This is a genomic window from Methylobacterium sp. Leaf117, assembly GCF_001422985.1.
Lineage (GTDB): Bacteria > Pseudomonadota > Alphaproteobacteria > Rhizobiales > Beijerinckiaceae > Methylobacterium.
The window spans coordinates 84306-104435 of the sequence record NZ_LMNL01000036.1 but is presented as its reverse complement, the minus strand read 5'-3'; the positions used below and the strand labels follow the sequence as shown (position 1 = coordinate 104435).

Sequence of the window (20130 nt, the reverse complement as noted above, 5' to 3'; positions counted from 1 at the left end):
CCCGTTCAGCGCGCGCGTATCGGGCCGGCCCCGGGCCAGCCCGGCCGCAGGCGGGCATAGGTGCCGAGATCGGGGTCGAACCCGGGATGATAATGGGGGTCCTGCGCCAGCAGCGGCCCCCATCGCTTTTGAAAGGCCACGACCTCGCGCCCGTGGCGGGCACGCGCAGCGAGCGTCCAGCGCCGGCTCGCAGCCTCGTCGTGCCGCAGCACCGCCCCCGGGACGAACAAGGTGCGATACCCGGCTTCGTTGAGGCGCAGGCACAGGTCGACATCATTGAAATCGACCGCGAAAGCCTCTGAATCGAAGCCCCCGACCGTCGAGAACTTGGCGGCCTCCACGACGAGGCAGGCTGCCGTGACGGCCGAGACCTCGCGCGTCGCCCGCAGGCCCGCGAGGTAGCCGGGGGCATTCCCAGCAAAGAAGCGATGCGCATGCGTGACGAGGCCTCCGGGGCCGAGCAGCACGCCGCCATGCTGAATCCGGCCCTGCCCATCGAGCAGCTTGGCGCCCACCGCCCCCACATCGGGCCGCAGGGCCTCGCGCACGAGGCGTTCGAGCCAGTCCGGATGCAGCGCTTCCACGTCGTTGTTGATGAAGGCGAGAACCCGGCCCCGTGCGGCGCAGGCGGCCGCGTTGTTCATCCCGGCAAAGTCGAAGGGGCCCGGACACGGGATGATCCGGGCCACGCCCCGCGCCGTCAGATCCCGAAAATACGCCAGGGTCTCGGGCTCGCGACTGTCGTTGTCGCAGATGAGGATTTCGAGCCGCGGCCAGTCTGTGCGGTCGATCAGGCTGGTCAGGCAGGTTCGGAGGAGGTCGACGCGGTCGCGAGTCGGCACGATCAGGCTGACCAGGGGATGTGGTTCCGGCAGCGGATGCGACAGCCGCCGGATGCCGTCCGGCTCGATGGTGATCGCGATCGCGTGTCCACCGCTCCGGTCCAGGCTTCGACGCAGGATTGCGGCCTGATCCGGGTCGCCGGCCGGAGGGCTCTCCGCAGGATCGCTTCGGGAGAGGATGCCGGGCAGATGCGCGATGGCTTGGCGCCCGAAATGCCGGGCCGTGCGCAGCACGAGTTCGAAGGCCCCGCTGGCGGCGTCGTCCGGGCCGACGATGGCCGCGAGGGCGCTTCGCCGGATCGCCAGCACCGGTCCGATATAGTCCACGGCCGTCAGGTATTCGGGATCGAAGGCAGGGCGCAGCAGCGGCGTCGCGGCACCGGTCACCGGCCCGAGCAGCGCGTCGCCATAGACGAGCTGGATCGTCGGAGCCTGGGCGAAAAGTTCAGTCAGGCGATCGGTCGCTCCCGGCACGAGGGCATGTCCCGGTGCCGTCAGGACAAGGATCGGGGCCGAAGCCGCCGCACGGCCCAGACAAGCCGCTGCAAGGCCCGAAGAAGCCGCTGCAAGGCCCGAAGAAGCCGCTGCAAGGCCCGAAGAAGCCGCTGCAAGGCCCGAAGAAGCCGCTGCAAGGCCCGAACTTGCCAAATCTCCCGGGAGGAGAATGGCCACATCCTCGACGTCGGTTCGAGCAAATTCGGTCGCGATTCCGGCAAGGAGTCGCGCCTGGACGGCCGGCGAAGCCTGGAGCGATCCATGATCGAGGCCGAACAGGGCCGCTCTCGCCTGCTGCGCCCGGACCCGCTTGCCCGCCAACCGTGCGCGCAGAATCGCGACAGCCTCGCGGGGAGATCGCGCGAGGATCGCGGCGGCCCTCAGCCAGCGCACAGGCGCCGCTTCCCGCGCGGCCGTCGCGAAGGCCAGGGCGGGCGACGCCTCGCCCGCCACCGGCCTATTCAAGGTCTTCCCCGAAAGTCGTGAGCGACAAGGCCGGATGGTAATAGGGGTCGTGTCGGATGGTCCCGCCCCAGCGCGCGACGAAGCGCTCGGCCTCCTGCTCGAAGCGGAGCCGGGCCGCGCCGATCGCCGGGCCACGACTGGTCGATTCGAGGTGGGCCATGACGGCACGGGGCGTCCAGATCGTGCGGTAGCCGGCGGCGGCGAGGCGCAGGCACACATCGACATCGTTGAAGTCGATGGCGAAGGTCTCCGCATCGAGGCCACCGACGGCGTCGAACTTGTGCCGCTCGACGGCGAGGCAGGCGGCGGTCACGGCGGAGACCTCATGAGCCACCCGCTTTCGGCCGAGGACGCCCGGACTGGCCGCCGGACGGCGACGCAGGATGTGGCCGGCCCTGCCTCCGAGACCGACCACGACGCCGGCATGTTGCAGGGTTCCGTCCGCGTAGAGCAGCTTGGCACCGACCGCGCCGATCTCGGGCCGGCAGGCCTGCCGCACCAGAACCTCCAGCCAATCGTCACGCAGCACCGCCACGTCGTTGTTGAGGAGGACGACCACCGATCCGCGCGCAGCGGCCACGCCGGCATTGATCATCGCCGAGAAGTTGAAGGGGCCGGGATGGGACAGGATGCGGACGCGCGAATCCTGCTTCAGGCCGTCGTAATAGGCGAGGACGGTGGGATCGACGGAGCCGTTGTCGACAATGACCAGTTCGATCGCCGGGTAGGCCGTCCCATTGAGGACTCCATCGGCCGCGACCCGGATGAGATCGAGACGATCGCGCGACGGGATGATCACGCTGGCCAGGGGTGGCGGCTCCGGCAGGGCCCAGAGGAGGTCGAAGCCGCGTGGATGGGCCTCGACCCGCGCCGGGAGGCGGTGCGTGTCGAGATACCTCTGAAGAACGGCGGCGTGGCGTTGCCCGGCATCCGAGTCGGGCACCTCTCCCTGCGAGAGGATTCGCGGCACATGCGAGACCCGCGCACAGGAGACCGCGCCGGTGGCGTTCAGAGCCAGGCGGAGGGGGAACGTATCCTGAGCGTCCAGGGGCAAAGCCTGCAGGCTTTCCAGCAACGCGCCGGCATAGAGCGTGGGTGTGCCCATATAGGCGGTGGTGAGGGCGAGATCGGGACTCCAGTCCGGCTTCAGTCGCGCGCTCTCGGGCGTCCCGGCTCCGATGCAGGCGTCGGCATAGATCATCTCCGACGCCGGCGCGTCCGACAGGGTGCGGACCAGGATCGCGAGAGCGTCGGGATCGAGCCTGTCACCGGGAGTCAGCAGGGCCGCCACCTCGGCCCGCCCGACGAGATCGCCGAAACACCCGGCGGTCGGCCACCGGCCCTCTACGATGCGGGCATCGGCGGGGATCGGATCGGCGCCCGCGTGATCCCAGGCCACGTGAAGGCGCCAGGCGGAAAACCGCTGGGCCTGGAGGCTGCGTATCGTCTCGGCGACCCGTTCCCCTTCCTCGCGCCGGGCCGGAAGGATCAGTTGCAGCGTGGGGCCTGCCGGAACGGGGCCGAGATCGGCGCGCGTTCGGTCCCTCGCCCAGGCATCGAAGGCTCCGCGCGGCGTGACGGCACAGCTGCCGCGCAGGATGTCGCGATAGCGCCGCTCGTGGCGCCTCAGGCGGTTATAGCCCGCCGCGATGGCGCGCAGGGGCCGCTTGCGCAGGCACTCGCCGAACAGGCTCGCCTCGGAGCGCAGGCCGACCCGTTCCAGCTCGAAGCCGCGCCCATCGATGGCGAGGTCCACCGCCGCGCAATCGGCCGGCAGGTAGCCAAGCCAGACGGCTGCGCCCTGGACCGGTGCCGGCAGCACGAAGGTTTCACGGCGGCCGTCGTCACGGGTGAGGCGCAGAAGCGGGCGCAGCGGCCGGGGCACCGGGTTGCCGCGGTAGGTCAGCACGATCCAGCGTCCGCGCGCCGGCGCCGAGAGGCCGAGACGCCGGTCGAAGACGGGATCCTGCGTGGGATCGAGCGTGAAGGCGACGGAGCGACCCAATTCGGTCAGGACATCCCCCGCACGCGTTCATTCTTCACTCTGCCGCGTCCTTGTTGGGCGTGGCGACGCGGTCTTCGGACGTCGCGGCGGCGACGGGAGGCTTTCTCTTGCGGGGTGCCGCACGCTGCGGTGCGGCGCCGAGCCTGACCTCGATGTCGTAGTCGCGCGCCAGGGCGCCCGGAACCGTGAGGTTGTCCTCGACGAAGGAGAACAGCCCCTGCGCCTCCCCGGGCGATACCGTCACCGACACCCGGTGAACGCGCGACGTCACCGTCTTGTCCCCCGCCTTGATGGCGATGGTGACAGGCGCATCGAAGCGACCGGGCTTGCCCAGCGGGCCGAGCAGTACGTGCCCCTCGACCCCGACCTTGACCGAGATTGATCCGTCCTGGAGCCTCGCACATTCGCGGGCGAGGCGCCCGAGCGTGACCTGATGGCGAAGGCTCGCACTGTCGCCGCTGCGGCCGCCATAGGCCTGGGTCGCCGCGCCGCCCTCCGGCACCGCCACCGTGGGGCAGTAGGGTGGGTCGCTGTCGTCCGGCTGAGACGGCGGCACGGTGGTCCCGCCGTACTTGAACATGTTGGTGAAGATGTTGCCCTCTTCCGCCCGAGCCGTGTCGGCGCCGACGAGGCTCGCCGCCAGAGCGGCCGCCAGGAGGAACCCGAGACGCTGCCCGCCCGCGCGTCGGCTTTTATCCATGCGTTTGCTCAGATCCATTGCCCAGATCCAACTTGATTGCCCGGCACGCTTTCCGAATCCAACCGGCATCGCACGCCCGACCCCTGTGAAGCGCATCACTTCAGACTGTCGAAGCCCTGGCCGAAGCCCTTCATCGAGAGCGGGATGCCGACACCCTCCTCGGGCGTCTGGAAGACGATGAAGGTCGCCTGCGCGCCAGCGCTGAACTGCTTGATCAAGCCGTCATCCATCACGACTTCGGCGACGCAGCCGGTGGTCAGGCACCGCACGAAGCCGGCCCGGCCCACATCCGTCTTGTCGATCTTCAGCCCGAGACCGGACGGCAGCAGGACCCCGAGCGGGGCGACGACGCGCAGAAGGTAGCCGCGATTGTCGGCCGTCTTCAGCACGATGACCACGAGGGTCAGGTTCGGCCGATCCTCGGCCGCGAGATACTGCACCAGGGCACATTGCTCGGCCTTCGCGCCGGCCGGCGTCTCGCAGCGCAACTGCCAATCGCCGAAGGTGTTTCGGACCATACCCTGGGCGGAGGCACCCTGCGGGGCGAAGACGACGATCAGCATCGCCGCGCCAAGCGCGCCTGCCGCGACACCCCGGGCGACCAGGCCGCGTGCGCGCTGCACCATTCCACGAAACCCCACGCGTCGACCCTTTCGTCTGGCCCGATGCCCCGCGAGCCGTTAACCGAAAACACGGGTGTTCCGACCATGCTGGGCCATTGCCTGTCAAGCGAAGGCCGGCCCACGGGAACCGACTATCGCGCCGCGCGTACAGCCTCTAGTGCTGACCGCCACGCTTGACCGCCAAGCTTGCTCGCCAACGGACGAATCCATGCGACTGCGCGCCCCACTCCTGTTCGCCACTCTTGTCTTCGCCGGACCGGCCGTCGCCGAGCCGTTGCCCGTGGGCGAGACGACCTACATCGAACGCTCGCTGAACCGGGACGGTCCGCTGGTGATCGAGCACCGGCCGATCGCCCGGACGCCGGGCGGACGCCGGGCCGGAAACGCCGCCGAGCTGGCGGGCTTCTGCCGGGACGGCGGCATCATCCGCAGACGGGACGAATTCGGCCAGCCGGTGATCCTGCGCCAGCGCGAGGTTTGCGATAACGTCGCGCCGCGCACCCTCAACCCCGGCGACGTCGATCCCCGCCCCACCTGGCCGGCCGAGCAGGTCGTTCGCGGCCGCGTCCTGCGCGCAAGAGGCTGAGGCTTGCGGCTGCCTCAGCCGTAACGGTGGAGGGTGGCTCCGTTGCGCTTCAGCCAGCGCTCGGCTTCGTCCACGTGCGGGCAGAGTGATCCGACGAGGGTCCAGAACCGTGCCGAGTGATTCATCTCGCGCAGGTGACCCATCTCGTGCGCCACGAGGTAATCGAGCACCAGCGGCGGCGCCAGGATGAGCCGCCAGGAGAAGTTGAGTTCGCCCCGGGCCGTGCAGGAGCCCCAGCGGCTCCTGGTATCCCGCAGGGTGATGCGCGTCGGCCCCTGCCCGAGGGCCTCGGTATACCGTGCGACGGCCTCGGTGAGGTCGCGCCGGGCTTCCCGTTGCAGGAAATCCCCGACCCGTCGCCCGATATGCGGCGCGTCGCAGGCCACGGACAGCACAGGCTCACCGCCGGCATGCTCCAGGCGGGTAATGCCGCTGCGTTGGTCGCGATGGACGATCCGATGCGGGACGCCGCGGACTGGAAGCACCGCGTCGGGCGTGAAGGCCACCTTCTCGGGCATCCGGGCGAGGCGTGCGGCGATCCAGCCGCCGTGGCTGACCGCGAAGGTCCGGGCGACGCCGACCGACGTCCGGGTCGGCAGGGTCATCACCACCTCGCCGGTGGCGCTGGAGACGCGCAGGGTCAGGCGGCGGGCCGTCGGCCGACGCCGCAGCAGGACACGCAGGCTCTCGCCCTCGTGTACGATGTCGAGGTGATCCGGGTCCGCCCCGCGCAGCAACGCCAATCGCATGACGCCAGCTTAACCGCTGTCGCGGGCCTCCGCCATCGATCCGCGCACCGCAATCCTCAGCTCTGAGCTTCGGGGCCCGCTCCGTCGATTGCCGCGCCGTTCCCGTCCGCGGCGCCCGCGGATCGCCCCATATCCCGGATGAAGGCTGCGATCCGCGGGGCGATGATGGTGCGGTAGCGCGAGCCGTTGAAGACGCCGTAATGCCCGACGCCCGTCTGCAGGTGATAGGCCTTGCGTTCCGGCGGCAGGTTCGGCGTCAGGTCGAGGGCGGCCTGTGTCTGGCCGACGCCCGAGATATCGTCGTTCTCGCCCTCGATGCAGAGGATGGCGCAGCTGCGCACGGCGCCGAGATCGACCCGCGTGCCGCGATGGATCATCGTCCCCTTCGGCAGGGCATGGTCGACGAACACGGTCTTGACGGTCTGGAGGTAGAACTCGGCCGTGAGGTCCATCACAGCGAGGTATTCGTCGTAGAACTCGCGATGCCTTTCGGCCGAATCGCCATCCCCGGTGACGAGATGGTCGAACATCTCCGCATGGGCGTTGACGTGGCGGTCGAAGTTCATCGCCATGAAGCCCGAGAGCTGGAAGAATCCCGGATAGACGCTGCGCCACACGCCCGGATAGGCGGCTGGAACCGTGGTGATGCAGTTCCGCTCGAACCACGCGGTGCCGCGCTCCTGGGCCAGGCAGTTCACGGCGGTGGGCGAGCGCCGGGTGTCGATGGGGCCGCCCATCAGGGTCATCGAATCCGGCACCGGAGCGTGGCCCTGCGCCTCCATCACCGCGATGGCGGCGAGCACCGGCACGGCCGGCTGGCATACGGCCATCACGTGCAGGTTCGGCCCGAGGTCGCGGAACAGGTCGATGAGATAGTCGATGTAGGTGTCGAGATCGAAGCGCCCGGCGGCGAGCGGCACCATCCGGGCATCGGTCCAATCGGTGATGAAGACCTGATGATGCGGCAGCATCGCCTCGACGGTGCCGCGCAGGAGCGTGGCATAGTGGCCCGACATTGGCGCCACGATCAGCAGCTTGGGCTGCGGCTCGGCGGGTCCGCGGACGAAGCCGCGATCGAAGGTGACGACGCGGCAGAACGGGCGCTCCCACGCCACGCGCTCGCTCACCGGCACCGACACGCCGTCGATGATGGTGCCGGTGAAACCGAAGCTCGGTTTGCCGTAGCGCCGTGTGACGCGTTCGAACATCTCGCAAGCGGCCGCCATAGAGCGCGCATAGGGCGAATAGGCCAGCGGGTTGGCCGGATTCTGCAGGCTGTGCCGCGCCATGTCGGCGGCCAGACGCGCCGGCGCCATCATGAGTCGGGCCGCTTCGTACCAGAAATAGGACAGGTTCATGATCTGCTCCCCCGCCTTCGGACCGCGCGCCTTACGAGCCTTCCATGGGCCGAAGTGCGCCGCCCGGCTCGTCCGCGATTCGCTCGGCGCCGATCCACCCGGTCCGAACTAGCGCAAATGCCCGGTCGACAAGAGCGATCTGCTGACCCCAGAGGGATAGACGCGAGACAACCCGGCCCTATCGTTCTTCTGACATGATCGACATGAGCACCAACGGCTTCGTCCGTGACGCCAGGCATCTGCGTCTCGATACTTTCGTCCGGCTGCGATGGCTCGCCATTACCGGGCAGAGTGCGGCGGTGGTCGGAGCGCAGTTCGGCCTCGGCCTGCCGCTTCCGTTCGGCTGGTGCTTCCTGGTCATCGCCACCTCGTCCTGGCTCAATCTCGCGCTCCGCATCCGGTTTCCGGCGAGCTATCGCCTCAGCGACGATTCGGCGGCCCTGCTCCTGGCCTTCGACATCGTGCAACTCGCCGCCCTGCTGTTCCTCACCGGCGGGCTGCAGAACCCCTTCTCGCTCCTGTTCCTCGCTCCCGTCCTGATCTCAGCGACGGCGCTGCCACCGGAGCGGACGCTGGCGCTCGGCCTGCTGGCCATCGGCCTCGCCACCCTGCTGGCGCTGGTCCACCGCCCCCTGCCCTGGTTCGCCGACGGCCGGCTCGAACTGCCGTTCCTCTACATCTCGGGCATCTGGACCGCGATCCTGCTCGGAACCGCCTTCACGGGAGTCTATGCCTGGAAGGTGGCGGAGGAGACGCGCCAGCTCGCCCAGGCACTCGCCGCCACCGAGTTGGTCCTGGCGCGCGAGCAGCACCTGTCGCAGCTCGACGGCCTGGCGGCGGCGGCGGCCCACGAACTGGGAACGCCCCTGGGGACCATCATGGTGGTGACCAAGGAGCTGACGCGCCAATTGGCCACGACCGCCAGCCCGGCGGTCCGCGAGGATCTGGCGTTGCTGCGCGATCAGGTCGATCGCTGCCGCGGCATCCTCTCCAAGCTGACGTCCCTCGACAGCGACGAGACCGGTATTCTGCAGACGGTGAGCCTGAGCCACCTCGTCGAAGAGCTCGTGGAGCCTCAGCGCGCCATGGGGATCATTCTCGACGTCTCGAATCAGGGCGAAGGCCCGGAGCCGGCCTGCCGACGCAACCCCGGCGTGATGTTCGGACTCGCCAACATCGTCGACAACGCGGTCGACTTCGCCACATCGCGGGTGATCATCGAGGCGCGCTGGACCCTCGAACGGGTCTGGCTCGAGATCCGCGATGACGGACCGGGCTTCTCCAGCGAGGTTCTGCTGCGGGCGGGCGAGCCTTACGTGACCACCCGCAGCCCGGATCGGTCGCGCAGCCCGGACAGTACGGGTGCGGGGCTCGGCCTCGGACTTTTCATCGCCAAGACACTGATCGAACGCTCGGGCGCGCAGTTGACGTTGTCGAACGTCTCGCAACACGAGGCGACCGGCGCAGTCGTCCGCATCAGCTGGGCCCGCCACATCTTCGAGCGGGACGCCATCGCGCTGCATCATGCGCAATTGAATCGTGGGCAACCCCTAACCGAAACCGGTGCGACACCTATATAAACGTCAGATGACAACCCGATCGCAATTGGTTCAGGACAGACGGAGGAGCGTCGGATGCTGACGCATACCGGAACAGCGGCGCCGAGTGCCGATATCGCGCAGCTTGCCGACAACGATCCCTTGGCGGCCTTTACGGACCGCACGCTGTTGATCGTCGATGACGACAAGCCCTTTTCCACGCGCCTCGCCCGCGCCATGGAGATGCGCGGCTACGAAGTCCAGGTAGCCGAGAGCGTCGCCGAAGGCGTGTCTTTCGTCGACGTTCGCCCGCCAGCCTTCGCGGTGATCGACATGCGCCTGGGCGACGGCAACGGGCTCGACGTGATCGCGCGCCTGAAGGAGCGTCGCCCGGAAGCGCGCGGCGTCATTCTCACCGGCTACGGCAATATCGCAACCGCGGTGACCGCGGTGAAGCTCGGTGCGTTCGACTACCTCGCGAAGCCCGCCGATGCCGACGAAATCCATGGAACGCTGATGGCACAGCCGGGGGAACGGGCCGATCCGCCCGAGAACCCGATGTCGGCCGACCGGGTGCGGTGGGAGCACATCCAGCGAGTCTACGAACTCTGCGGACGGAACGTTTCCGAAACGGCACGCCGGCTCAACATGCATCGTCGTACGCTTCAGCGCATCCTGGCCAAGCGCGCGCCGCGCTGAACATTGCTGCTCGTAAGACCCGACGGGTCAACAGGGGCGACGTTGCGCGACCAGCCCGGTTCGCGCTACGTCGCCCTTTCTGATGGGAGCGCCGAGTCTCTCGGCGTGACGCCCGCAACGGGACAGACAGCTTTGAACACGCGCAACCTCATCACCATTCTCAGCATGATGGTGCTCGTCGGCACGGAAGTGTTCGCGGTCGCCATCGCGGCGGGCTGGGCCCTGGCCGGTATGTTCGATCTCGGCGAGACCGTGGGGCATGTCCTGATGGCGGTGTTCAGCCTGTTCGCCGCCTGGGTGATGCTGCAGCTCTGGCGCCGCGCCACCACCATCGAGCCCCTTCGGGATCGCAAATCGGCGACGCGCTGAACCGACCCGTTCGCTTCGATGACCCTGAACGGCCCCTCCGGGGCCGTTTCGCGTTGCCTGTCCGGCATTTCCCGATTATCGGCAGGATGGCCCCGACACGAGATGAGTTCGACCCCATGAAAGCACGCATCATCGTCACCCTGAAGACCGGCGTGCTGGACCCGCAGGGCAAGGCGATCGAGGCGGCGCTGACCTCGTTCGGTCTCGCCGGTATCGATAGCGTACGCCAGGGCAAGGTCTTCGACGTCGAGATCGCGGGTGACGATCGTGCGGCAGCCGAGGCGACGCTGAAGAGCGCTTGCGAAAAGCTGCTCGCCAACACCGTCGTCGAGAACTACGCCATCGAGATCGCCTGATGCGCGCCGCCATCATCGTCTTTCCGGGTTCCAACCGCGATGCGGACGTGTCCCGGGCCCTCACCCAGGCCGGCGCCGACGTCGTCAAGGTCTGGCACGCCGACACGGAGTTGCCGGCCGGAACCGATCTGGCGGTGCTGCCGGGCGGCTTCTCCTATGGCGATTATCTGCGCTGCGGCGCCATTGCGGGCCGCGCGGCCGCGATGGATGCGGTCCGCGCCCATGCGGCCCGCGGCGGCCTCGTGCTCGGCATCTGCAACGGCTTCCAGATCCTGTGCGAATCGGGGCTTCTGCCGGGCGTCCTGATGCGCAACGTCGACCGGCGCTTCATCTGCCACCGCCAGCTTCTGCGGGTCGAGCGCGCCGATACCCGCTTCACCTCGGCTTATACCAAAGACCAGGTCATCGACGTCTGCGTCGCCCACGGCGAGGGCAACTACTTTGCCGATCCGGACACGATCGCCCGCCTCGAGGGTGAGGGCCGGGTCGCCTTCCGCTACAGCGACGCCGCTGGAAACCTGACGGTGGATGCCAACCGCAACGGTTCGCTGAATTCGATCGCGGGCATCTATTCCGAGCAGCTCAACGTGCTCGGGCTGATGCCGCATCCGGAGAACTTCGTGGAAGGTCTCGTGGGCGGAACCGACGGGCGAGGGCTCTTCGCCAGCTTGGCGGCTTAGCCCGCGCCATTCTGCACCCCTGCCGAGAGCGACCGTCCAAGATATCGGGCGGTTTCTCGGACTGGATTCAAGAGCGACGGCGCTCCCGCTCGCTTCAGAGAAATCACGCCCTCGACTCGAGGGGGAAACACGGGCGTTTCAGTGCCCGTCGAATTCCATCAGGGTTCGCACCGGAACGTCGAGATCGCGCAGCTTCTGCGCCCCGCCGATATCCGGCAGGTCGATGACGAAGCAGGCCGCCACGACCTCGGCCCCGATCTGGCGCAGCAGATTCACCGCAGCGCAGGCCGTGCCGCCCGTGGCGATGAGATCGTCCACCAGCAACACCCGATCGCCCGGCTTGATGGCGTCGACGTGGATTTCCATCTCGTCGGTCCCGTATTCGAGCGCGTAGGCGATCGACACGGTGGTGTGCGGGAGCTTGCCCTTCTTGCGGATCGGCACGAAGCCGGATGACAGCTGGTGCGCCACGGCCCCGCCAAGGATGAAGCCCCGGGCCTCGATCCCGGCCACCTGATCGATCCGGCCGCCGGCGAAGGGATGGACGAGCGCATCAACCGCGCGCCGGAAGGCCCGCGGATCGCTCAGCAGCGTGGTAATGTCCCGGAACACGATCCCGGGCTTCGGATAGTCCGGGATCGAGCGGATCGAATCCTTCAACGCGATATGGCGGCGGGGTTCCATGCGGGCGGCCTTTGTCGAGGAAGTGGGAAGCGCGACGGGACGGTGCCCTCAGGCGTTGGCACGTCGCAGGAGCTTCACGAGTTCGCCATGCAGGGTTTCGTTGCCGCAGGCGACGGAGCGGGCGGTCAGCGGCTCGGCGCCGCCATCCGCGCTGGTGACGAACCCGCCGGCCTCGCGCACCAGGATGATCCCGGCTGCGAAGTCCCAGGTCTGCAGATCGCGTTCCCAGTACAGATCGGACCGGCCACAGGCGACGTAGGCCATGTCGAGGGCCGCCGAACCGAAGCGACGGGCGCCGCCGGTCACCGCCATCACGGCCGCGACCTCGCGCAGGAGCTTCGGGTGATCCCCCCGGCCCAGATAGGGCGAGCCGTAGGCCACCAGGGCGTCGGCCATGTCGATCCGCCCGGAGACGCGCAGGCGCCGATTGTTCAGGTAGGCCCCCTTGCCGCGCTCCGCGACGAACAGCTCGTCCTTGGCCGGATCATAGATCACGCCGGCCACGATCTGGCCCTCGCGCTCCAGGCCCACCGAAATTGCGAAATGCGGAATGCCGTGCAGGAAGTTGGTGGTGCCGTCGAGCGGATCGACGTGCCAGGTGTGGCTCTTGTCGGCCCCCTCGATGTTGCCGGTCTCCTCCAGGATCAGTCCGTAGCCGGGGCGCGCCTTCATCAGCGCGTCCTTCAGGACTTCCTCGGCCTTGCGGTCGGCCGCCGACACGAAGTTTCCCGGGCCCTTGCGCGAGACCTGAAGGTTCTCGATCTCGCCATAGTCGCGCTTGAGGCCACGGGCTGCCTTGCGGACGGCGTCGACCATCACGGTCATGAGGGGTGAGCTGATCATCGATCTGCAGGTCCAAGTCGGTTCAAAGAACGTCGATGCCCGGACCGTGGGTACGGAGACCCTGCAATCCGGGAGATTTCGCGCGGCCATACCACGTTTGCGCGCGGACTCACCCCCCGGTCATGGCGGGGGCGTCCTCCGGGTGAAGCTAGTTCACCCTGGCGCGCTCGGCGGCGAGGGCTTCCGCCCGGCTGCGCTCGGCCGTATCCAGCGTCTTCAGGTTGTCGTCGAGCCAGGGGTCCGAGAGTCCCTGCGCGGAGGCCGCGAGGTTCCAGGCCGCCGCTTCGACCAGATTCTTCTGGACGCCGCGCCCGACCACGAACAGCCGAGAAATCCGGTTCTGCGCGATGGCGTTGCCCCGCGCCGCCGCGTGCTGGAAGTAGCGTGCGGCCCGACCCTCGTCCTTGGGCAGACCGATGCCATTGAAGAGCAGGATGGCGAACTCGACCTCGCCGGCGAGATCGCCGTTATCGGCGGCCCGGCGGAACCATTCGGCCGCCTGGGTCGGATCCTTCGGGACACCGCGGCCCTGGAGGTAGAGAACGCCGAGATCATGCTGGGCCGCGCCGATCTCGCCCTCGGCGGCCTTGAGGAACAGAGTGGCAGCCCGGGCCTGATCGGGTTCCGTCCCGGTCCCCAGAAGGATCAGGGCGAGGTTATAGGCCGCCGTGGTGTCACCCTTGTCGGCGGCCTTCTCCAGCCATTGCCGCCCGGCCTTCAGATCCTTGGCACCGCCGCGCCCATCGATCGACATCAGGCCGAGGGAGGCCATGGCGTGGACATCGCCCTGCGCCGCTGCGAGGCGATACCACTCGGCCGCCTTTACGGGGTCCTGCTTTAGGCCAAGCCCCTGGTTGTAGAGCTCGCCCAAGAGCGTCATCGCTGCCGCGTCCTTGGGGTCGGCGGCGATCCGCTTCGTCGCCTCGCGGAAGGCCGTGGTATACTGTCCGCGCTGGTAGGCGCCGAAGGCGGTATCCACCGGCTTGTCGCTCGGCTTGGATGTGAACGGCACCACCCGGGCGGCGTTCGCCGAGTAGGGCGTCGGCAATTCCTTGAGGGGCGCCGTGAAAATCTCGCGCGTCGCGGGCTTGGCCGCTTCGGGCGAGAGTGAGGACGCGGCGCGGACCTCGGAGCCGCAGAGCGCCAGGGCCAGGAAGCCGAGCGCCAGCCTCACGAGGCGGCGTCCCGAGCTGCCGCTGCGATCCGAGCCTGACCGACCGCGGCCTGGATCGCGCCCACATCAGCTTGATCGCCGATCCAGAGCGCGCTCTCGAGGCCGAGAAATTCGGCTCCGGTCTCGAGAATGGGGCCGACCTCGTCGTGCGTATGCGCGACTGCGATGCAGGGCGTCTCGAAGATCTCGGTCCACCAGCTCGCACGCTCGATGACCGTCGCGGCTTCGGGCGCGATTCCATCGGCGTAGAGACCGCCGAACATCACGTAGTCGACGCCGGCTTCACCGGCCTCCATCGCGGCGTGCTTCTGTTCGTGGCCGCCTGCGCCGAGGATGCGCCCATCGGCGAGGCGCTCGCGCAGGTCGCGCAAATCGCCGTCTCGCGCCTTGTCGAGATGCACGCCGTCGGCCCCGCCGCGTGCCGAGACGCTGACGAGATCGCCGGCAAAGCCCGTGCAGGCCACCACAACGGCGGCCCCAGCTTCCTGCGCCACGGGTGCCAGACGCTTCACCAGATTGACGAGGCTGCGCTCGTCAGCGGGGGCGAGTCGCAGCAGGACGGCCGCGACATCGCCAGCCGCGCAGGCCGCCGTGATCGCGGCGGCGAGCGCGTCGGCGTCACCGGCCTCGACCCGGTGCGGGCTGAGCAGGGCGAGGCGGGTGCGGGGTTCCGACATCGAGGTTCCTTTCGCAGGCCTCAGCCCGCCGCCCCGATCTTCGGATCGAGGGAGCCGTTGGCGTAGCGCTTGGCCATGGTCGCCACGGAGACCGGACGGATCTTCGAGCCCTGTCCGGCGGTGCCGAATTCCTCGAAGCGCTGGCGGCACAGCTTCGTCATCGCCTCCATGGCGGGCTTCAGGTACTTGCGCGGGTCGAACTCGGCCTTGTTCTCGGCCAGGATCTTCCGGATCTGGCCCGTCATCGCCATGCGGTTGTCGGTGTCGATGTTGATCTTGCGCACGCCGTGCTTGATCCCGCGCTGGATCTCCTCGACCGGCACGCCCCAGGTCGGCTTCATCTCGCCGCCGTACTGGTTGATGATGTCCTGCAGGTCCTGCGGCACCGACGAGGAGCCGTGCATCACGAGGTGGGTCGTCGGCAGCCGACGATGGATCTCCTCGATCACGTTCATGGCCAGCACGTCGCCATCGGGCTTCCGGGTGAACTTGTAGGCCCCGTGCGAGGTGCCCATCGCCACCGCAAGGGCATCGACCTTGGTGGCTTCGACGAACTTCACCGCCTCGTCCGGATCGGTCAGGAGCTGGTCGTGGCTGAGCACGCCTTCTGCGCCGTGGCCGTCCTCGGCCTCACCCTGCCCGCTCTCGAGCGAGCCGAGCACGCCGAGCTCACCTTCCACCGAGACGCCGGCCCAGTGGGCCATCTTGGTGACGTTGCGGGTGATCTCGACGTTGTAGTTGTAATCCGCCGGAGTCTTGCCGTCGGCCTTCAGCGACCCGTCCATCATCACCGAGGTGAAGCCGTACTGGATCGCCGTGGCGCAAGTCGCTTCGTCGCTGCCATGGTCAAGATGCATGCAGACGGGAATGTGAGGGTAGATCTCCACCAGGCCGTCGATCAGCTTGGCCAGCACGATGTCGTTCGCATAGGCGCGCGCGCCCTTGCTCGCCTGGAGGATGACGGGCGAATCCGTGGCATCCGCCGCCGCCATGATGGCGAGCCCCTGCTCCATGTTGTTCAGGTTGAACGCCGGCACACCGTATTCGTGCTCGGCGGCATGGTCCAAGAGCTGCCTCAGGGTGATGCGGGCCATGGATTTCTCCTCAGATACGATCGCCGCCGAGGCGATCCGTCAATTATTGCGCCGAAGCGCACGGTCATTCGAATTTGGTTCGTCTTTTCGGACCTTTGGCGATCCGTTGCAACTCTCGCGGGACAGCAATCCGGGGAGGCAGCCCTGCATCTGGGAGCCTCGTCCACCCGAGCCCGGTCTGCCGCGCCCCGTTCGCTCAGGCCTTCGCGCGAAGGGCCTCGACGCCCGGCAGGGCCTTGCCCTCCAGCCATTCGAGGAAGGCGCCGCCGGCGGTGGAAACGTAGGAGAAGGTCTCGCCCACACCCGCGTGGTTGAGGGCCGCGACCGTATCGCCGCCACCCGCCACGGAAACGAGCTTCCCGGCCTTCGTGCGCTCGGCCGCGTGCCGGGCGGCTGCGACCGTCGCAGTGTCGAAGGGCGTCAACTCGAAGGCACCGAGCGGCCCATTCCAGACCAAAGTCGCGGCCTCGTCGATGGCCGCGTTGATCTCGGCGACGGAGGCCGGACCGGCATCCAGGATCATGCCGCTCTCCGGCACGGCATCCACCGGCACGGTCTCATGAGCGGCATTCGCCTTGAATTCGGAGGCCGAGACGGCATCGACGGGCAGGATGATCCGGCACTGGGCCGCCTTCGCCGCTTCTATGATGCGCAGGGCGGTCTCGGCGAGGTCCTTCTCGCACAGGGACTTGCCGACGGATTTGCCCTGCGCGTGCAGGAAGGTGTTGGCCATGCCGCCGCCGATGACCAGCATGTCGACCTTGGCGACGAGATTCTGCAGCAGATCGATCTTGGAGGAGACCTTGGCTCCGCCGACCAGCGCGATCACCGGGCGGGTCGGCGCTTCCAGGCCCTTGGTCAGCGCTTCGAGCTCCGCCTGCATGAGGCGACCGGCATAAGCGGGCAGCAGATGGGCCAGACCTTCGGTGGAGGCATGGGCACGATGCGCGGCCGAGAACGCCTCGTTCACATAAAGATCGCCGTTGGCGGCAAGCTGCTCGGTGAAGGCCCGGTCGTTCTTCTCTTCACCGGCATGAAACCGGGTGTTCTCGAGCAGCACGACCTCACCGTCCTTCAGGCGAGAGACTGCCTCAGCGGCGACCGGACCGACGCAATCCTCGGCGAAGGCGACGGGGCGACCAAGCTTTCGACTCAGGGTCTCCACCACCGGCTTCAAGGATTCGGAGGCCACCGGCTTGCCCTTCGGGCGCCCGAAATGCGCCAGCAGCACCACGCGCCCGCCATTGCCGGCGATGTCCTCGATGGTGGGTACGATCCGCTCGATGCGGGTGGCATCGGTCACCCGCCCGGCCTCCATCGGCACGTTCAGGTCCACGCGCAGGAGCACGCGCTTGCCCTGAAGCGGGCCTGCATCGTCGAGGGTGCGGAAAGCGGTCATCGGGGCCTGAGCGTTGGAAGGATCGGAGCGGAATGCGGTCAGCGCGGGGGCAGCAGAGCGTCGAGGTGGAAGCGCTGCGCCGCGATGGTGAGCGCCACCGTGAGCACAGCGGTGATCACGGCAGTCAACACCAAGGCGCCGGAGCCGGGCAGGCCGCGCGTGCGGTCGGCGATGGCGCGCACTTCGCTACGCAGGGCCGAGAGATCGCTCTGCCGGGCTGCCTCGTTCATGCGGCCGGCTGCGCCCTCGACCTTCTCCTCGACCCGCGAGAGCAGGGCCTCGGAGCGGGCGTACTTGTCCTCGATCCGGGCGCATTTGTCCTCGATCCGGGCAAGTTGGTCGCCGCCGGGCGCGCCGTTCTGGGCCGGCAGGGGTTCCGCCTTGCCGACCACCACGGGCGGGGTCGCGCCCGGGCCGGTCGCCGCCGTCGAGGGCGGCGACGCTGGGTTACCTGGGATGAAGTCGCGTCCGGTAGGGGAAGTCTCTGTCATGTCAGGAACACCAGCCTGTAGCGCGCTTGCCTGGAACTGCGCCGGATCGTCCGTAACGGGCGATCCGGCACACGATGGCGTGGCTCAGAGCAGCTTGCCCATGGCCACAGCCGTGTCGGCCATGCGGTTCGAGAAGCCCCACTCGTTGTCGTACCAGGACAGGATGCGCACGAAGGTGCCGTCCATGACCTTGGTCTGGTCGAGGTGGAAGGTCGACGAGTGGGGATCGTGGTTGAAGTCGATCGAGACGTTGGGCTGATCGGTATAGGCGAGCACGCCCTTCAGCGGACCATCGGCAGCGGCCCGGATCGCGTTGTTGATCTCTTCGACCGTGGTCTGGCGCTTGGCCGTGAACACGAGGTCGACGGCCGAGACGTTCGGGGTCGGCACGCGGATCGAGGTCCCGTCGAGCTTGCCCTTCAACTCCGGCAGCACCAGGCCGACGGCCTTGGCAGCCCCCGTGGAGGTCGGGATCATCGAGAGCGCGGCGGCACGGGCCCGGTAGAGGTCCTTGTGCATCTGATCCAGCGAGGGCTGGTCGTTGGTGTAGGAGTGGATCGTCGTCATGAAACCGCGCTCGATCCCGACGAGATCGTTCAGCACCTTGGCCACCGGTACGAGGCAGTTGGTGGTGCAGGACGCGTTGGAGATGACGTGGTGGTCGGCGGTCAGCTGGTCGTGATTAACGCCGTACACCACCGTCAGGTCGGCGCCATCGGCGGGGGCCGAGACGATGACGCGCTTCGCACCGGCGTCGAGGTGGGCCTTGGCCTTGTCCTTCGAGGTGAAGATGCCGGTGCACTCGAGGGCGATATCGACGCCGAGTTCGCGGTGCGGCAGTTCGGCCGGGTTGCGCACGGCCGTGACCCGGATGCGCTTGCCATCGACGACGATGCAGTCGCCATCGACCTCGACCTTGGCGTTGAACCGGCCATGGATCGAATCGAAGCGCAGCAGGTGAGCGTTGGTCTCGACCGGACCGAGATCGTTGATCGCCACCACCTCGATGTCCTGGCGGCCGGCCTCATGGATGGCGCGCAGGACGTTGCGGCCGATGCGTCCGAACCCGTTGATGGCAACCTTCACCGACACAGCGTGAGTCCTTCCCAAATTCGGGCGCCGGCTTCGCGGCACCCTTCAGCATGTTGATCGTCGCGGCGCGCCCAACGGGCAGGCCTCGATCTGTCGTCCGCTCTCAGCCCGCCCCGGTTGAACGACAGATGAATTGTCGCGCCGATGCAGGCCGTCATGTGCGGCCGAAGACCGGAGGAAGCGTGCGGCGGGACCCTGATCAGGCGGCTCCTCGGATCACCCGGGCTATCGCCGGATCTCCTGACAAGCTGCCTGTAAGTGTCTCGGGATGCCGTATAACCGGTCTGCGAGCGGCCGGTCTCTAACATGGTGACAAATCCTGGCAAAGGTCACATGGCGTACTCGGAGGGCTGGATCGACGACTGCATGCGGGTACGCTGTGGCTGTGCGAATGCAGAACCCGGTCCTCCGACAGCCCTCCGTCAGTGGATCTCCGGCTTCACACCCCGCGGAAACAGCGGATCGGCACCCGCGAGAAAGATGTGGACCATGAAGAGCGACCGTCCGTGAGCCAGGCTATCGACCACGCGCTGCAACGCCTCGAATCCGTGCTGACACGGCTGGAAGGTGCGGTGACCCAGCGCTTCGAGGCTGAGCGCGATCCCAGCGACCTGGAAACCGAATTGGCGATCATGGGGGAGGACAGAGCGCGGCTCGCAGCCGAACTCGACGCCGCGAGCGCCCGGTTGGCCGAAGTCGAGGCGACCTCGGCGAATGTCGAGCATCGGCTCGGCCAGGCGATCGATGCGGTCGAGGGCGTGCTGGCGCCCTCGCGCGCCAGCCGCTAACTCCTGACGCGTCACGGTCGATCACTCCGAAGCCCGATGCCCCAGATCAACGTCACCATCGACGACAAAAACTACCGGATGGCCTGCGCCGATGGTGAGGAGGCGCACCTGACCGCGCTGGCGCAAGGCCTCGACGCCCGCATCATCGAGATGCGACGGGCCTTCGGCGAGATCGGCGACATGCGGCTGCACGTCATGGCCGCGCTGATGCAGGCCGACGAACTGCAGGAGGCCCAAGGGCGCCTCGCCGCCCTGGAACAGGAGACGGCCGCTCTGCGAGCCCGAGTGGAATCCGCCGATGCGGTTCGAGCCGATGAGGAGGCGCAGGTGGCTGCGGGCCTCGAACGATGCGCGGACCGGATCGAACGCCTGGCACACCTGGTTTCCGCCGGCTGAGACCCCGATCCGCCGGTATTTCGACGG

At 68.0% G+C, this 20130-nt stretch carries 21 protein-coding genes and 1 pseudogene; 8 read left to right on the top strand and 14 right to left on the bottom strand.

The genetic code is table 11. The features are described from left to right. Positions 1-5: 5 nt before the first annotated feature. The 4 genes and pseudogenes from ASF57_RS19610 to ASF57_RS19595 form a co-directional block, all read right to left on the bottom strand. Positions 6-1256 (bottom strand): annotated as a pseudogene (locus ASF57_RS19610) (glycosyltransferase); the annotation flags it as partial. Between the two features lie 538 nt (positions 1257-1794). Continuing rightward, complete coding sequence (locus ASF57_RS19605) at positions 1795-3807, bottom strand: glycosyltransferase (RefSeq protein ID WP_056486419.1); 2013 nt, start codon at positions 3805-3807, stop codon at positions 1795-1797. Between the two features lie 34 nt (positions 3808-3841). After that, positions 3842-4507 (bottom strand): hypothetical protein, encoded by a 666-nt coding sequence (locus ASF57_RS19600; protein WP_056486714.1) that lies wholly within the window; start codon positions 4505-4507, stop codon positions 3842-3844. A gap of 95 nt (positions 4508-4602) precedes the next feature. Beyond that, positions 4603-5070, bottom strand: coding sequence for an invasion associated locus B family protein (locus ASF57_RS19595; protein WP_200935903.1), 468 nt, complete (start codon positions 5068-5070; stop codon positions 4603-4605). 268 nt (positions 5071-5338) lie between these two features. Here ASF57_RS19595 and ASF57_RS19590 point away from each other — a divergent pair, with 268 nt between their 5' ends. Next, positions 5339-5716: a hypothetical protein gene (locus ASF57_RS19590; protein ID WP_056486417.1), complete on the top strand. Its 378-nt coding sequence runs from the start codon at positions 5339-5341 to the stop codon at positions 5714-5716. Positions 5717-5730: 14 nt separating this feature from the next. Here ASF57_RS19590 and ASF57_RS19585 read toward each other — a convergent pair whose 3' ends face one another. Then, on the bottom strand, positions 5731-6465 hold the full coding sequence (locus ASF57_RS19585; protein ID WP_056188703.1) for a SprT family zinc-dependent metalloprotease: 735 nt from the start codon (positions 6463-6465) through the stop codon (positions 5731-5733). 56 nt (positions 6466-6521) lie between these two features. Next, the gene (gene phaZ, locus ASF57_RS19580; protein ID WP_056486414.1) at positions 6522-7823 is read right to left on the bottom strand and encodes a polyhydroxyalkanoate depolymerase; all 1302 of its coding nucleotides are present in this window, start codon (positions 7821-7823) and stop codon (positions 6522-6524) included. A 194-nt stretch (positions 7824-8017) separates the two neighbouring features. Here phaZ and ASF57_RS19575 point away from each other — a divergent pair, with 194 nt between their 5' ends. The 5 genes from ASF57_RS19575 to purQ all read left to right on the top strand — a co-directional run bounded on the left by ASF57_RS19575 (position 8018) and on the right by purQ (position 11465). Beyond that, positions 8018-9403, top strand: coding sequence for an ActS/PrrB/RegB family redox-sensitive histidine kinase (locus ASF57_RS19575; RefSeq protein WP_056486411.1), 1386 nt, complete (start codon positions 8018-8020; stop codon positions 9401-9403). A 54-nt stretch (positions 9404-9457) separates the two neighbouring features. Beyond that, a complete protein-coding gene (locus tag ASF57_RS19570) occupies positions 9458-10060 on the top strand; it encodes an ActR/PrrA/RegA family redox response regulator transcription factor (RefSeq protein ID WP_056486408.1) in 603 nt (200 codons plus the stop codon). Between the two features lie 132 nt (positions 10061-10192). Continuing rightward, positions 10193-10429 (top strand): hypothetical protein, encoded by a 237-nt coding sequence (locus ASF57_RS19565; RefSeq protein ID WP_056188718.1) that lies wholly within the window; start codon positions 10193-10195, stop codon positions 10427-10429. Between the two features lie 116 nt (positions 10430-10545). Further along, positions 10546-10785, top strand: a complete 240-nt coding sequence (purS, locus tag ASF57_RS19560; RefSeq protein WP_056188721.1) for a phosphoribosylformylglycinamidine synthase subunit PurS — start codon at positions 10546-10548, stop codon at positions 10783-10785. Further along, complete coding sequence (gene purQ / locus ASF57_RS19555) at positions 10785-11465, top strand: phosphoribosylformylglycinamidine synthase subunit PurQ (RefSeq protein WP_056486404.1); 681 nt, start codon at positions 10785-10787, stop codon at positions 11463-11465. The genes purS and purQ overlap by 1 nt, the downstream gene beginning before the upstream one ends. Before the next feature lie 138 nt (positions 11466-11603). Here the strand turns inward: purQ and ASF57_RS19550 are convergent, their stop codons facing one another. The 8 genes from ASF57_RS19550 to gap all read right to left on the bottom strand — a co-directional run bounded on the left by ASF57_RS19550 (position 11604) and on the right by gap (position 18919). After that, a complete protein-coding gene (locus ASF57_RS19550; RefSeq protein ID WP_056486397.1) occupies positions 11604-12149 on the bottom strand; it encodes an adenine phosphoribosyltransferase in 546 nt (181 codons plus the stop codon). Positions 12150-12197: 48 nt separating this feature from the next. After that, entirely contained in the window at positions 12198-12992 is a 795-nt protein-coding gene (locus ASF57_RS19545; protein ID WP_056486394.1) for an inositol monophosphatase family protein, read from the bottom strand. A gap of 148 nt (positions 12993-13140) precedes the next feature. After that, complete coding sequence (locus ASF57_RS19540) at positions 13141-14160, bottom strand: tetratricopeptide repeat protein (RefSeq protein WP_244477038.1); 1020 nt, start codon at positions 14158-14160, stop codon at positions 13141-13143. Between the two features lie 2 nt (positions 14161-14162). Next, positions 14163-14843, bottom strand: coding sequence for a thiamine phosphate synthase (locus tag ASF57_RS19535; protein ID WP_056486391.1), 681 nt, complete (start codon positions 14841-14843; stop codon positions 14163-14165). Positions 14844-14863: 20 nt separating this feature from the next. Continuing rightward, positions 14864-15937 carry a class II fructose-bisphosphate aldolase gene (gene fba / locus ASF57_RS19530; protein WP_056188733.1) on the bottom strand — a complete coding sequence of 358 codons (1074 nt, stop codon included), beginning with the start codon at positions 15935-15937 and terminating at the stop codon, positions 14864-14866. Between the two features lie 196 nt (positions 15938-16133). Continuing rightward, positions 16134-17336, bottom strand: coding sequence for a phosphoglycerate kinase (locus tag ASF57_RS19525; RefSeq protein ID WP_056486388.1), 1203 nt, complete (start codon positions 17334-17336; stop codon positions 16134-16136). Between the two features lie 38 nt (positions 17337-17374). After that, positions 17375-17827, bottom strand: a complete 453-nt coding sequence (locus tag ASF57_RS19520) for a hypothetical protein (RefSeq protein ID WP_056188740.1) — start codon at positions 17825-17827, stop codon at positions 17375-17377. Positions 17828-17911: 84 nt separating this feature from the next. Continuing rightward, the gene (gap, locus tag ASF57_RS19515) at positions 17912-18919 is read right to left on the bottom strand and encodes a type I glyceraldehyde-3-phosphate dehydrogenase (protein WP_056188743.1); all 1008 of its coding nucleotides are present in this window, start codon (positions 18917-18919) and stop codon (positions 17912-17914) included. 506 nt (positions 18920-19425) lie between these two features. Here gap and ASF57_RS19510 point away from each other — a divergent pair. Together ASF57_RS19510 and zapA are read left to right on the top strand one after the other, a co-directional pair. Beyond that, positions 19426-19707: a DUF4164 domain-containing protein gene (locus ASF57_RS19510; protein ID WP_082504217.1), complete on the top strand. Its 282-nt coding sequence runs from the start codon at positions 19426-19428 to the stop codon at positions 19705-19707. A 36-nt stretch (positions 19708-19743) separates the two neighbouring features. Beyond that, the gene (gene zapA / locus ASF57_RS19505) at positions 19744-20103 is read left to right on the top strand and encodes a cell division protein ZapA (protein ID WP_056486385.1); all 360 of its coding nucleotides are present in this window, start codon (positions 19744-19746) and stop codon (positions 20101-20103) included. Positions 20104-20130: the final 27 nt, after the last annotated feature.

Bases quoted from the DNA above. Each gene is read 5' to 3' on its own strand.
- ASF57_RS19535 (WP_056486391.1), bottom strand. From the start codon at position 14,843: ATGTCGGAACCCCGCACCCGCCTCGCCCTGCTCAGCCCGCACCGGGTC.
- ASF57_RS19520 (WP_056188740.1), bottom strand. From the start codon at position 17,827: ATGACAGAGACTTCCCCTACCGGACGCGACTTCATCCCAGGTAACCCA.
- ASF57_RS19585 (WP_056188703.1), bottom strand. From the start codon at position 6,465: ATGCGATTGGCGTTGCTGCGCGGGGCGGACCCGGATCACCTCGACATC.
- ASF57_RS19545 (WP_056486394.1), bottom strand. From the start codon at position 12,992: ATGATCAGCTCACCCCTCATGACCGTGATGGTCGACGCCGTCCGCAAG.
- purQ (WP_056486404.1), top strand. From the start codon at position 10,785: ATGCGCGCCGCCATCATCGTCTTTCCGGGTTCCAACCGCGATGCGGAC.
- ASF57_RS19590 (WP_056486417.1), top strand. From the start codon at position 5,339: ATGCGACTGCGCGCCCCACTCCTGTTCGCCACTCTTGTCTTCGCCGGA.
- purS (WP_056188721.1), top strand. From the start codon at position 10,546: ATGAAAGCACGCATCATCGTCACCCTGAAGACCGGCGTGCTGGACCCG.
- phaZ (WP_056486414.1), bottom strand. From the start codon at position 7,823: ATGAACCTGTCCTATTTCTGGTACGAAGCGGCCCGACTCATGATGGCG.
- ASF57_RS19525 (WP_056486388.1), bottom strand. From the start codon at position 17,336: ATGACCGCTTTCCGCACCCTCGACGATGCAGGCCCGCTTCAGGGCAAG.
- ASF57_RS19570 (WP_056486408.1), top strand. From the start codon at position 9,458: ATGCTGACGCATACCGGAACAGCGGCGCCGAGTGCCGATATCGCGCAG.
- ASF57_RS19595 (WP_200935903.1), bottom strand. From the start codon at position 5,070: ATGCTGATCGTCGTCTTCGCCCCGCAGGGTGCCTCCGCCCAGGGTATG.
- ASF57_RS19575 (WP_056486411.1), top strand. From the start codon at position 8,018: ATGATCGACATGAGCACCAACGGCTTCGTCCGTGACGCCAGGCATCTG.
- ASF57_RS19600 (WP_056486714.1), bottom strand. From the start codon at position 4,507: ATGGATAAAAGCCGACGCGCGGGCGGGCAGCGTCTCGGGTTCCTCCTG.
- zapA (WP_056486385.1), top strand. From the start codon at position 19,744: ATGCCCCAGATCAACGTCACCATCGACGACAAAAACTACCGGATGGCC.
- fba (WP_056188733.1), bottom strand. From the start codon at position 15,937: ATGGCCCGCATCACCCTGAGGCAGCTCTTGGACCATGCCGCCGAGCAC.
- ASF57_RS19550 (WP_056486397.1), bottom strand. From the start codon at position 12,149: ATGGAACCCCGCCGCCATATCGCGTTGAAGGATTCGATCCGCTCGATC.